At 65.8% G+C, this 12,170-nt stretch carries 10 protein-coding genes; 2 read left to right on the top strand and 8 right to left on the bottom strand.

Features of this window, described 5'->3' with window-relative positions:
• The first annotated feature begins 28 nt into the window (after window positions 1-28).
• Together R5W23_RS13720 and R5W23_RS13725 are read left to right on the top strand one after the other, a co-directional pair.
• The gene (locus tag R5W23_RS13720; protein WP_320686794.1) at window positions 29-805 is read left to right on the top strand and encodes a hypothetical protein; all 777 of its coding nucleotides are present in this window, start codon (window positions 29-31) and stop codon (window positions 803-805) included.
• A gap of 58 nt (window positions 806-863) precedes the next feature.
• Window positions 864-2,006, top strand: a complete 1,143-nt coding sequence (locus R5W23_RS13725; protein ID WP_320686795.1) for a hypothetical protein — start codon at window positions 864-866, stop codon at window positions 2,004-2,006.
• Window positions 2,007-2,150: 144 nt separating this feature from the next.
• On the opposite strand, the gene R5W23_RS13730 is transcribed toward R5W23_RS13725, so the two are convergent.
• The 8 genes from R5W23_RS13730 to R5W23_RS13765 all read right to left on the bottom strand — a co-directional run bounded on the left by R5W23_RS13730 (window position 2,151) and on the right by R5W23_RS13765 (window position 12,025).
• Window positions 2,151-3,050, bottom strand: coding sequence for an acyl-CoA desaturase (locus tag R5W23_RS13730; protein WP_320686796.1), 900 nt, complete (start codon window positions 3,048-3,050; stop codon window positions 2,151-2,153).
• A 212-nt stretch (window positions 3,051-3,262) separates the two neighbouring features.
• On the bottom strand, window positions 3,263-5,095 hold the full coding sequence (glmS, locus tag R5W23_RS13735; protein ID WP_320686797.1) for a glutamine--fructose-6-phosphate transaminase (isomerizing): 1,833 nt from the start codon (window positions 5,093-5,095) through the stop codon (window positions 3,263-3,265).
• A gap of 100 nt (window positions 5,096-5,195) precedes the next feature.
• On the bottom strand, window positions 5,196-5,690 hold the full coding sequence (locus tag R5W23_RS13740) for a GNAT family N-acetyltransferase (protein ID WP_320686798.1): 495 nt from the start codon (window positions 5,688-5,690) through the stop codon (window positions 5,196-5,198).
• A 213-nt stretch (window positions 5,691-5,903) separates the two neighbouring features.
• Window positions 5,904-7,343, bottom strand: coding sequence for a sigma-54 interaction domain-containing protein (locus tag R5W23_RS13745; protein ID WP_320686799.1), 1,440 nt, complete (start codon window positions 7,341-7,343; stop codon window positions 5,904-5,906).
• A gap of 579 nt (window positions 7,344-7,922) precedes the next feature.
• Entirely contained in the window at window positions 7,923-8,645 is a 723-nt protein-coding gene (locus R5W23_RS13750) for a hypothetical protein (RefSeq protein ID WP_320686800.1), read from the bottom strand.
• A gap of 116 nt (window positions 8,646-8,761) precedes the next feature.
• The gene (locus R5W23_RS13755; protein WP_320686801.1) at window positions 8,762-10,264 is read right to left on the bottom strand and encodes an autotransporter outer membrane beta-barrel domain-containing protein; all 1,503 of its coding nucleotides are present in this window, start codon (window positions 10,262-10,264) and stop codon (window positions 8,762-8,764) included.
• 320 nt (window positions 10,265-10,584) lie between these two features.
• Window positions 10,585-10,770 (bottom strand): hypothetical protein, encoded by a 186-nt coding sequence (locus R5W23_RS13760; protein ID WP_320686802.1) that lies wholly within the window; start codon window positions 10,768-10,770, stop codon window positions 10,585-10,587.
• A gap of 172 nt (window positions 10,771-10,942) precedes the next feature.
• Window positions 10,943-12,025 (bottom strand): FemAB family XrtA/PEP-CTERM system-associated protein, encoded by a 1,083-nt coding sequence (locus R5W23_RS13765; RefSeq protein ID WP_320686803.1) that lies wholly within the window; start codon window positions 12,023-12,025, stop codon window positions 10,943-10,945.
• Window positions 12,026-12,170 lie beyond the last annotated feature (145 nt).

Genomic DNA, 12,170 nt, shown 5'->3' on the forward strand with positions numbered 1-12,170 from the left:
GTGCGTTGATCCTTCGGGAGTGGTCGCGATGTGGCGGTTCGTTCGCTCGGTGCTCGCCGCGGCCGGACTCCTCGTCTCGCTTGCCGGGTTGTTGGTATTCACAAGTTCGGCGGCCGGGGTGTGGTGGGCGAAGGCCGAGGCGGGCCGGCACGCGACTTCGCTGGCGGGCCGGGCGAACGCCGCTGCGGACGCGGCGGACCACGGGATCGGGTTCGTTCGCGAGGTGTTGGCGCAGGCGGAACAGGATCTCGCCCGCGCGCGGGCGAGTACGGCCGCAGTGCCGGCGGAGCCGGTGAACCCGCTCGTGCGGTTCGGCGCGCGGCACGCCTCCCAGGAACTGGCCGGGTCGGTGGACCGCGCCACCGCCGCCGTCGCCACCGCGTCCGACGCGGTCGTGGTGGCAAACACGGCGCTGGAACTGTTCGACAAAGACTCCACGCTCCAGAACTGGTTCCGGGTGCGCCCGGAGCAGCTCGAACAGACCCGCGTTGATCTGAACGCCGCGACCCGCGACCTGAAGAAGGCGCGAACGGTGCTCGGTATCCCGGTGGCACCCGGTGGGGCGCCGACCGCGGACCAGTTGAACACGATCGAAGCGGGCCTGACGCAGGCCCGTGAGCTGACGGACCGTATGGGCGCCGCGGTCACCGCGACCCGGGCAAAAGTCGCGGACACGAGGCGGCAGGTCGAAACGTGGGTGCGGCGGGTTGCGATCGGTGTGACTGCCCTGGGCGTTCTGGGCGCGGCGGGCCAGTTCTTCGCCGCCCGCTTCTGCTGGTACGTGCTCCGCGGGAAGCCTGCGTGAGGCCGGCTGGTGGCGCACCGCCAAGATGGACGGACTAGTGGTTCCGGAGGAACGGCGTATGGGCAGATCGCGGCTGATTGCGTTCGGGGCACTCTGCTTGCTGTCGGCGGCCGCGTCGGCAGAGGGCATTATGCCCGTCTCGAACCCACAAAGCGACTGGGGCGGCCGATCGGGCGGACCCAAAATTCAGGGACTGGGGGTCGAGGCCGACGCGCTCCGGAATCGCATGATGCGGTGGCGGGAGCGCGACTTCCGGGCGCTGTTCGGCGAACCGTTCAAGCCGGTCGAAAAAGAGTACGCGCTCATGACGACCGAGCCGCGCTGGCTCATCACCGGCGGCGTTCGGGTGATCGGTGCCCCGGACAAATCGCACACCGCGTCGTACCGGCTCGGCACCGGCGTCCGGATCGACGTCTCTTTCGGGGCGGACGGCGACCGGCCCGGGTACATCGTCTTCTACCCGAAGGTCGATGACGGGTTCGTGCGGTTCGACCGGCACGACCGGTTGGAGCGGCGTATCACCTGGGAGCGGGCGGCGCTTTGGAAGGCCGTTCGGCACACCGACGACCGCTGGCGCGAGGTCGTCGGTTGGGAAATCGATCCCGTGCGCGCGGGCGAACTTGCGCGGGGGCTGGATACCCTGGACCCGGCTGAGAAGTTGAAGGCCACAGCCGAGTGGGCCGAGAAACAAGGGATGCGGTTGAACACCCATTCGACCAGTCCGAAAGGTGACACGTTGCGGCGGTGGTACCGCGGCGGCAAGGTGCTCGTTGAGGTGCAGTGCGATGGGGACGGGCACGGGAACGAGGGGGCGCCGCACACGTTCACACTCTACCGAGCGAACGGTAGCCGTTTGCGACACGAATCGGCGGGTCCGCACACGCCATCGGAGGTGACATGGTACCGCGCTGACGACAGCCCACTGCGGTCGGAATTGCGCCACACGGACCGGGTGCCGGGGTGTGAGGCAACGTGGTGTTGGTTCGTTGATGGTCGGGTTGTTCGCCTGGAGAAGGACACCAACGGCGACGGCATTCCGGACGAACTCACAGAACGGCCCGGCGGCAAGGAAGGGGAAGTGCCGGGCCAACCGCTGGTCATTGAGAAATCGTGGGCCGTTCACCCCGAACTGATCCCGGCCGACCTGCGGCTCCCGGATCAGACCGATCGTCGTGTGCCGGTTCGTCGGATCGCCGAGTGAGGCCCGCTGCCTCGGACTTGAACTTACCACGGGTACCACCCGCCCGTGCCGGCGGGCGGACTTCGGCGTCGTCCGCCCGCTACCGGCCTCATCACGCTTCGAGCACTTGAAACTACTGGCAAGGGAGCGGCACCACGCACCGGCTTACGCGCCGGTGCCGGCCGGCTCGGCGGCTTCTTCCGGTTCCGGAGCGGTTCCGCCGGCGAGCAGCGCCGCGGGCGGCTCCTTGATGCCCCACACCAGACCGAGCCGCGCGCAAAGGCGGATGAACCGGTAGGCCATGTCGAACTCGTACCAGGCGAACCCGTGCCGCGCCGAGTACGGGGCGCGGTGGTGGTTGTTGTGCCACCCGTCGCCCATCGCCAAGTAGCCGAGCACCATGTTGTTCCGGCTCCCCTCGCCGGTGTCGAATCGCTGGGCACCCCACACGTGCCCGATCGAGTTCACCGCAAACGTCACCTGGAACACCAGCACCGCGCTGAGACAGTACCCGTACACCAGTCCGTTCAAGCCGAGTGCCGCGTAGCACGCGGCGGCCAGCAGCAGCCCGGGCACCATCCACAGGCGCTCTAGCCACACCAGTTCGGGGTACTTCGTGAGGTCGTGTGCGATCCGGTGATCGGGGGCGTTCAGGTCCTGGGTGAACAGCCAGCCGACGTGTCCGTGGAGCAGCCCGCCGACGACCGGCGAGTGCGGGTCCTGGGGCGTGTCCGAGTGCCGGTGGTGCAGCCGGTGGTGAATGACCCACCACAGCGGCCCCTTTTGAAGCGCGGTGCTGCCGGCACACGCGAGCAGGAACTGGAACCACCGCGAGGTCTTGAACGAGCGGTGCGAGAAGTACCGGTGGAACCCGACCGTGATCCCCAGCCCCATGATCCGCGTGACGGCCACCACCGCGACCACCGACCAGACGGTGAACTCGACGAACGGGATCGCCAGCAGCGCGAGGTGGACCGCGATGAGCGGGCACAGCGCGAGGGCGACGCGGGCCACACGGTACCAGCGCGGGCGCGCGTTCGCGCCAGGGAGCGGAGCGGTCTGCATCGCGAGCAACCGGGGTTCGTAAGGTTTCCCGGCCGTCCGGGATGTGTTGATAAGGGTTCGCCTGCCTGGGCCGCAGATCGACCGAGCAGGAAATCTACGCGGCGGCGCGTCGCAAAGCGACAGCGTTTCGCCGCGAGAAGTGATTTAGTAATTTGCGGTATTTGGCCCCGCGCCGGCACGCTACGCGGGCCGGCGCGGCTGGAGAGGTGGTGTCACTCGACGGTGACACTCTTGGCGAGGTTCCGCGGCTTGTCCACGTCGCACCCGCACAGGAGCGCGATCTCGTAAGCGAGCAACTGAAGCGGGATCGCGGTGACGATGGGTTGCAGGTACTCGGGCACGTCGGGGATCGGGATCACGTCGTCGGCCAGCGCCGCGACCTCGCGGTCGCCCTCGCCCGCCACCGCGATCACTGGGCCGCCGCGGGCCTTGATCTCTTGCATGTTCGACATCACCTTGTCGAACACGTTCCCGCGGGGCACCAGGAACACGCTCGGCGTGCTCTCGTCCACCAGCGCGATCGGGCCGTGCTTCATCTCCGCGGCCGGGTACCCTTCCGCATGGATGTAGCTGATCTCTTTCAGCTTCAGCGCCCCCTCCAGGGCGACCGGGTACAGGTACTGGCGGCCCAGGTACAACACGTTCTTCGCGTGCGCGTACTTCTCCGCCACCCGCTTCACGTGGTCGTGGCAATCCAGGGTCCGGCGCACGGTTTCAGGGAGCGCCTGGAGGTCCTCGATGATGCGCTGGCCCTGCGTGCTGGAGAGGTGCCGGGTGCGGCCCAGGTACAGCGCGAGCATCGTGAGGACGCACACCTGCGAGGTGAACGCCTTCGTGCTCGCGACGCCGATCTCGGGGCCGGCGTGCAGGTACACCCCGCCGTCCGCCTCCCGGGCGATCGAGCTGCCGACAGCGTTGCAGATCGCCAGCGTGGTGTGGCCCATGCGCTTGCTCTCGCGCAACGCCGCCAGCGTGTCGGCCGTCTCGCCGCTCTGCGTCAGCGCCAGCACCACCGAGTGGCGGTCGAGCGGCGGGTTGCGGTAGCGGAACTCGCTCGCGTACTCGACCTCCACCGGCACCCGGGCCAGTTCCTCGATCAGGTACTCGCCCACCATCGCCGCGTGGTAGCTGGTGCCGCACGCGGTCATGATGACGCGGTCTACCTGGCGGAGCTGCTGGGCGCTGAGGTTCAGCCCGCCGAAGTGGGCGGTGGCGTTGTCCGCCTCGAGCCGGCCCCGCATCGCGTTCGCGAGCGTCTCGGGTTGCTCGTAAATCTCCTTCAGCATGTAGTGCGGGAACTCGCCCCGCTCCGCGTCCCCGGTGCCCAGGAACGCGCCGATGTCGCTGACCGACACCGACACGGGGGCCAGGTCCTGGTCGCGGATCTCCCAGTCGGTTTCGTTGAGCGTGCAGATCTGCCGGTCGGTGAGGTACACGACCTTGTCGGCGTACCCGGCGAGGGCGTTCGCGTCGCTGGCGAGGTACGTGCCGTCGTCGCCCACCCCGACGACGAGCGGGCTGCCGAGCCGCGCCCCGACGATCAGACCTGGCTCGGCCTTTGCCATCACCGCGATGCCGTAAGTGCCCTTCACCAGCGCGAGTGCTCGGCGCACCGCGGCGGCCAGGTCGCCGTGGTAGTAGTGGCTGATGAGATGGGCCAGCACCTCGGTGTCCGTATCCGAACGGAACGCGACGCCCTTCTCCTGGAGCTGGTGCTTGAGGGCGGCATAGTTCTCGATGACGCCGTTGTGGACGACCGCGATGTCGTTGCGGGCGTTCAAGTGCGGGTGCGAGTTGCGGTCGGTGGCGCCGCCGTGGGTGGCCCAGCGGGTGTGACTGATCCCGTGGCATCCCGGGGCCGGGTGCGCGCCCAGGTGCTTGGCGAGTTCGGCGAGCCGTCCGGCCTTTTTACGAACGTGCAACTCGTTTCCGGTCCCGGTGACCAGCCCGGCGCTATCGTACCCGCGGTACTCCAGCCGCCGCAGCCCTTCGAGAAGGATCGGGGACGCCTCGCGCGTCCCGGTGAAGCCGACGATGCCACACATGGTTGAGGACTCCGTTCCGCTTTGGGCGGATCAAAAGTGTAACGGATGGGTCAGGCTCGTGGAAAGGCGACCTTCGTGCCGCCGCCCCGGAACGGCGGTGTCACCCTTTGGGGGTGAGCGCACGGTACGCCGCGGGGCCGTCCGGTGCTGCGAGCGCTTCAGGCGCCGCGACGGGAACGAAGCCGCAGGCCTCGTACAGCGGTCGCAGGCTCGCCTTACTCGTTAGCATGACGTAGGGCACCTCGCGCAGGAACGCCTGGTTCACGGTCTCGACTACCAGCGCCGACGCGACACCTTGCCCGCGCGCTGTGGGTGCCACCACCACGTAGTCGATTTGCCAGTTGACTGGTGCGTTCACCAGCAGGAACCCGTCGGCGCGGCCGTCCGCGTCGCGGTGCAGCGTCACAAACCGCACGCCGGCCCACACCGCCAGGAACTTACTCCGCGTTCGGAACTGCGTGCTCACCAGCTCCCAAAGCGTCTGACACGCGGGCTCGTCGGCGAGCAACTGTTGTGCAGTGATGAAATCGATGACGTGTGCCGCCGGCCGCAGGGCCAGCGGTTTACAGAAATAGTGCAATTCGGGTTCGGGCACAACACCCCTCGGGATCGCGTCGCACGTGTGATGTGGAGAAGTTCGTATTTGATAGCAGCAGTTTATGAATAAATTGTGAAGATATGGAAAAGTCCGGGCGCTCGAGCTTTTTGTAATTCGGGTGCCGTCCCGGCTACCGAGCCGGTTGTGGTTTAACGGGCGAAGTTTCGGCTCAAGACGGGCGGTCGGAGCCGTCGCGCAAGAAATGTGCGGTCACACGCTACCGGCCCGCGGGTTGACCTCGTCGAACGGGAGCCCGAACGGCCCGTCCTTCTCCTTGAGCAGCTTGTACGCCTTCATCTTCTTGTACAGCGTGACCCGGCTCACTCCGAGCATCTGGGCCGCTCGGGTGCGGCTCTGGTTCGCCTTCTCGAGGGCGCGCAGGATGTTGGCCCGCTCGGTCGCCTCGCGGGTCTGCTTCAGTGTGCCGTCGAACCCGCTCGGCACCGCCGCCACGCCGCCGGGCGCGTCCACCCGGTTGAGCACCTGCGGGGACAGGTGGTGCAGCTTCAGCTCGTTGCCGGCGCTGGTCAGTACCGCCTGCTGGATCACGTTCTCGAGCTGGCGAATGTTCCCGGGCCACGGGAACGCTTCCAGCACCCGCAGCGCCTCCGGGCACACCCCGAACAGGCGCTTGCTGTACTTCGTGCCGAACTTCGCCACCATCCCGCGCACCAGCGGGGCGATGTCCTCCGGCCGGTTGCGGAGCGGCGGCAAATGGAAGCTGATGACGTGCAGCCGGTAGTACAGGTCGCGGCGGAACGAGTGCCGCTCCACCGCGTCGGCGAGGTTCCAGTTGGTCGCCGCGACGATCCGCGCTCTGCACACCTGCGTCTCGTTGCTGCCCACCGGCTCGAACTCGCCGGTCTCGATCACCCGCAGCAGGTTCGCTTGGTGCTCCATCCCGAGCGTGTCGATCTCGTCGAGCAGGATGGTCCCCTCGCCGGCCGCGGCGAACTTGCCGACCTTCGCGGCGTCGGCGCTGGTGAACGCGCCCTTTGCGTGGCCGAAGAACTCCGCCGCGATGAGGTTGCTCGAGAGCGCGCCGCACGCGACCACCATGAACCGGTTGGCGCGCCGCGCGGAGCAGTCGTGAACCAGCTTCGCCAGGAACGTCTTGCCGGTCCCGGTTTCGCCCTCGATGAGCACGGTCACGTCGTGCGCCGCGGCGATGCACAACTGCTCGACCATCGTGGTCAGCGAGGGCGTGTGGTTGATGAGCCGCCGGCGGATGGTCTCGGTGGTGCCCTCGGCGGCGGGGTCGGCGAACGGGGTGCCCGGGGCGAACCCGCGGTGCGCCCACGCGGTCAGCTCGCGCGAGTGGTGCGGCCACGCGAACCGGTCGCTGAGGTACGCGTTCAGGCAGTCCAACTTCCCGCTCGCGCGGGCCGCGTCGCTCTCGAGCACCGAGAGCACGGCCGGCAGGTGCTGGACTTTGGTCTCGCGCACCACCGTTTCGATCGCGGCCGCGTCGGACGGCTCGGACGCGAGCAGCAGCAGGTCGCCGTCGGTTTCGGGCGTGAGCAGGTTCGGCACGTCCTCACACCGGACGACCGGAACGGTCAGTTGAATGGCGCGCTGCAGGTGCCCTTGTACCATCGCGGCGAACCGCGGGTCGTTGGCGACGAGGACGAGCCGGCGGGAAGAACCCATAGTGTTGCGTGACTCCGCGAGCGATCACTGTTGACGGCCGCGCCGAACGTCTGCCGGCGCGACCGGGACAACCGTCGCCTTGCCCACCGGTCCCACCCACCGATGCGGAAAAGTTTCGGGTTGTGTATCCACGATCAAGCAAAGTTTACAAACAGAAGCGAGGCAACCGGGCGTGCGGAAGTTGCGGGAAATACCGGACAAATGGTGTCGGACGTTGCTGCGAGACCAGAATAACGGTGACGAAAGTGGCCGTTTTCACGTGCCAGTGAACGCGCCTCAAAAGCGAGGCGCCGCGTGCGGTTCGAGGAACGCGTGTGGCTCGTGTTAATGTGTTGACGCGCAGCCCAGAACATTGAGGCTGGCAACCGCTCACGTTGGGTCGAGCGGCGAGAACGGTTGGTCACTTTTAGTGAGTCCGTGCGACATGAGTTCCGAAGCGTCGGTGGGCATAGACCCGCACGGACACGAGCGTCTTCGCCCCAAACTGGCGCCGACGCCAGCGTCGCGCAGGGGCGGGCGGCGCGGCGACGGCCGGGGGCCGATCGGATCGCGGAAGGCGTTACAAGCGAGTTCGGGGCGTCAAGGAACCCGCTCGCAAAAGCGGGTTAGGGTTCGGCCCTCGGAATGGGTCGGGGTCCGACAGCACGCGGTGTCGGGGCGGTTGCGAGACAGCGGAGCGATTCGGTCCGCGTAGTCCGGAAGGAACCGGAGCGGGACCGTGATACCCCTCTCCTCAAAGTCCTGATACGCTTGACAGTACTCGTGCCACGCGTAACCACGGAATCGGGCCGACGGGTCGGCTATTGCTTTGGGCACGCTCCCGCCAGGTCGGCGCACGATCGAGATGCTCTTGCACGTCCATACGCCCGCCTGCGAGCGCGCGTACTCCAGATCCACGCGGTCACCGACCTGCACATCCGAGGCACGATATGTGCCCAGGCCGGGTATGTTCATGCACTTCCCGGCGGCAAGGTCGGCCGTGAGCTTCAGTTCCGTTGCCGGCAGCGGTGGGTAAACATTAAGGGTGGTCTGGATTAGACGTCCGGTTTCGTCGGTGTTGTACGTCGTTGTTTTTAGCGGCTCGGTGAACTCGACCGTGATCGAACCTGGGCCGAGCGTCTTCACCGTTCCGGTTCGCAGGCCCGATGCCGGTCCCTCATCGCCCTCGGGTAAGCTGCGAATCACTTGGGGCACGTCGTTCGGTCCGGGTTGCTTCTCGTCCGCGCCGAACGCTCCTGGGTGACCGAACACGAGAACCGCGACGAGGACAACGCCGAGTTGTCGAAGAGCTGCGCCATTCATGAGAACTCCAAGTCGGGCGACGAACAATAGCGTGATGTGCAACCTCAGCTCACTTAGCTTTTAATTTCCAAACGATTTTTCCGTTAGAAACTCTCACATCCCATTCCATCTCAGCGTTACCGGCAACCGTTTCTGGGCTCGGGGGGGGCTGCGTTAGGGGCAAGTTTGACGGAGTCGAATTTGATTACTTGCCATCGAAAGTTCAGGTTGATCGCCGTTCCTTGTGGGGGTGGGGTGTAATTGGAAGTGGCGGGCTGGACGTGAACCGCAGCGGAGTTCGGAATGTCCAGTTCACCAGAGATTAGCCAGAAATCGCTGTCTTCGTTCGCGGTGACGTTCAGTCTTGGGCTGAATACCCCACCCGTCCACTTTACATTTCCATCGACTTCAAAGAATGCGCTGACACCTGCGAAGCCAATTTGTCCGCCAGAAAACCGCAGATTTCCGATGAGTCTGGCGGAACCGATACTATTGATTTCGGGATTTCGGGCTAAGAGTGTGCCCCCACTCAGTTCCATGAACGCTTTCGCTGCGCCTTGCTGATTTGGTTGTTGTGCCTGCGCAGCGACTTCTGCGTTCTTATAGATCTCGAATGTTCCGGCGATTTGTCGAACGAACGCCTTATCTTCGGCAATCGCACCAGTTGGGCCAAAGCTGCTCTTTGTCAGAGGGAAAAAGGTCACGTGCCCGCCGTTATTCTCCAGAATAAGCCGATAGCCATTCCATTGAGCCACTCCATCAGCTGCGGCCGATTTTTTGACCACCAGCGATGAACCGGTATTAAACACGAATTTTGGTCCGTCCGGGTCGGCGTTGCCGCTGGTGGTGACGGTCGCCGTGTTGGTTGGCTTGACGTCGACCTGACACAGGTTGTTGGCCTCAAGGCCGAACCCAGTGGCCCAAATCACTTCTCCAGGAAGAAACGCGAGCGCAGCTCCGGAATTATTCCGCGGATTGAGGATTAGCGAACTGCCGGTCGTGATGGAGTTGCCCGCGCCAGGGTTAATTGTCCCGGCCGCACCAGAGAGGGACACATTCGCCCCGTTCAGTGAATTGTTGAGCGTGCCGCTGGTCCAGGTAAAATTATCAGTGACAGTAAGGGCACTGTTGCTGCCGTTCGGCTGCGCGATGGCCCCGGTGGGCGCGGCGGAGAGGGTGAACGTGCCGACCTGGAGCGGGGCGATGATGCTAACGGTGCCTGCGTACTCGTTGATGAGGCGCAGCGAGTTCAGCCCCGTGGCCCCGGACGGCGGGGTGATGATGACTGTGCCGCCGCCCGGTCCGTCTAGATCGTTGATCGTGCCGCCCCCGGTCCCGATGAGAAGGAGGACGCCAAGGTTAGTGCAATTGGCGCTGGACACACTCCCGTCGTATGTTACGTCGTCGCCAGCCATTGGCGCGGCCATTGCCGTGAGGTTCGTACCGCTCACCACCCAGTTCGAGGCGGTGTAGAAGTCGTAATTCCCCGCAGCATTCGTCCATGTAAGCGCGGCTGGCACCTCGCGCGACTCGAACTGTTCTAACCCGAGCTGAGCCTTTGGCGCTTGAGGCCAGCGCATTCGGGGATTCGGCACGGCACGGCGAAATGTGGCCGCGATGGCGTTAATCAATTCTCGCATTGATCAGCCTACTCACTGATTGATTAAGCGCTTGGAGATCAGGGGCAGATTAACGCGCCTCCTTTGGGAGAACAATGCGCTTTCTTGTGTAAATTTCCGGCTGCGGTCGAACGTCTGCCCAATAAAGTGCATATTGGACAATTCCGTCTGTCTGTCTGTCTGTCTGTGCCCGGAGAACCAGTGCTCGACCGAAGCCATAACAGTACCGGAAGAGAAATGCCGGCCTTGATCGCACGGTACTAAGTAGAGTGAACTGAACCCCTTTCAATTACCTGTGATGCATGAACGGAGATGCGACTCACAGGGCTCTCGCCCGGCGCTTACGCCAGCACGTCGATCGACTGACCGAGGTGCGTGTCGATGCCCGCCGCAGCCGTACCAAGCAGGATGGCCCGGAGCGGGCTCACGGGCGGCGCCGCGGCAGCCTGGGCGAGCGCCGGTGACGCGGCGCCCGGGAGTGACTGGAGCAGTGCCAGGATGGACGAATAGTGAGCGCCGATAGCCACGGGAAGCCCCTCCAGACGCGCAAAACGCTACCGGTAACAACTCTAGAACGCAAATCGCGGCCCGTGCGTTTTAAGTTCTCGGCCACCGATTAACAGGTGCAGCCGGTTGCGGGGCGTGTCGCGGGGGGATGGGTGCGGGGGGAGAGGAGAGCCGCACAACAGCGGAAGCGGGTCACGGGATGCCGCGCACGATCCGCGGCCCGAAGGCCCGTGTTAGTTCGACGGGGAGCTTCTGCCACAAGCGGATCGCGAGCCGATACCGCGGGTTGTCGGGCCGCATCTCGCCGACCTCGCCCCGCTGCACCGCGTACTGCCACGCCGCGGGGTGCGGCACCGCGCCCCACTGCTTCTTGAACTTGAACGTGCTGCCGTCCGCGGTGGACCGCCCGAAGTCGAACACCCGCTGCCCGCGTTCGACCGACCGCCGCAACAGCGCGTGGTACATCAGCATGTTCACGTTGCTTGGGTTGTAGTCGCGCAGCGACGAGGCGGTCGGCACCTCCGTGACCCCCCACCCGTGCAGCAGGAGCGCCGCGGCGACGGGGGTCGCGCCGGAGCGGACCAGACAGATTTCGGCGTCGCCAGGAAAGGTCTGGAGGATCGTCCGGAACAGCTCGATCCCGTACACCGGCGAGCCGAGGTCGCGCATGTTCTCGGCCAGCACGTCGTAGAACCCGTCGAGGCACTCCGCGCCGCCCCACGTCACCGCGAAGCCGCCTTTCTCGCCTTTGCGGATCTGGTTCCGCACCTTGGTGTCGAACCCCTTCCACAGCCGCTCCGGCGTGGAAGGGAGGGCGAGCCGCATGTGGACCTTACTGGTGATCGACGCCGTGAGCGCCGGGTGCGCGACCGGGGCCTCGTGCCGCAGCTCGAGGTGCCGCACGTTGAGTTCGTCGGCCAGCCCCGCGGCCCGCGCGATCAGCTCCGCACGCACGTCGGCCGTGGGGGCGATGACGCCGTTGGTGTTCAGGTACGGGAGGCTGACCAGGAACCGCCCGAACAGCACCGAGTCCACGCACGCCAGGGGCAAGAACCCCACCGTGCGGCCGCTGGCGGTGGCCTCGAGCGCGTACACCTCGTGGCCGAGCGACGACCGCAGGACGTCGAGCCAGAGCGGGTGCTTGCTGAGCGGCACCTCGGGCGCCGAGTGCCGCACGAACGCCGCCAGGTCCGCGACCCGACCGGCGATCGCGGCCCGCGGGTGCGCGGTAACGGTGAACGTCGGCGGGGGCGAGGACGACATGAGGCGAATCATACGGGTTCCAAGCGGAAGCGAACCGAAGAGTGCGATTCACCGCAGAGGGCACAAGAGGGCGCAGAGAGAAAACACCAGCGCATCAAGCGCGTTCTCTTACTCGTTCTTTCTCTGCACCCTCTCGCGCCCTCTGCGGTGAACACTC

The sequence above is a fragment of the Gemmata algarum genome (assembly GCF_034097035.1).
GTDB classification, from domain to species: domain Bacteria; phylum Planctomycetota; class Planctomycetia; order Gemmatales; family Gemmataceae; genus Gemmata; species Gemmata algarum.

What these genes read in the sequence shown, in the direction of transcription:
- R5W23_RS13720 (WP_320686794.1), top strand. Translation starts at nt 29, where the DNA reads ATGTGGCGGTTCGTTCGCTCGGTGCTCGCCGCGGCCGGACTCCTCGTC.
- R5W23_RS13725 (WP_320686795.1), top strand. Translation starts at nt 864, where the DNA reads ATGGGCAGATCGCGGCTGATTGCGTTCGGGGCACTCTGCTTGCTGTCG.
- R5W23_RS13730 (WP_320686796.1), bottom strand. Translation starts at nt 3,050, where the DNA reads ATGCAGACCGCTCCGCTCCCTGGCGCGAACGCGCGCCCGCGCTGGTAC.
- glmS (WP_320686797.1), bottom strand. Translation starts at nt 5,095, where the DNA reads ATGTGTGGCATCGTCGGCTTCACCGGGACGCGCGAGGCGTCCCCGATC.
- R5W23_RS13745 (WP_320686799.1), bottom strand. Translation starts at nt 7,343, where the DNA reads ATGGGTTCTTCCCGCCGGCTCGTCCTCGTCGCCAACGACCCGCGGTTC.
- R5W23_RS13750 (WP_320686800.1), bottom strand. Translation starts at nt 8,645, where the DNA reads ATGAATGGCGCAGCTCTTCGACAACTCGGCGTTGTCCTCGTCGCGGTT.
- R5W23_RS13755 (WP_320686801.1), bottom strand. Translation starts at nt 10,264, where the DNA reads ATGCGAGAATTGATTAACGCCATCGCGGCCACATTTCGCCGTGCCGTG.
- R5W23_RS13765 (WP_320686803.1), bottom strand. Translation starts at nt 12,025, where the DNA reads ATGATTCGCCTCATGTCGTCCTCGCCCCCGCCGACGTTCACCGTTACC.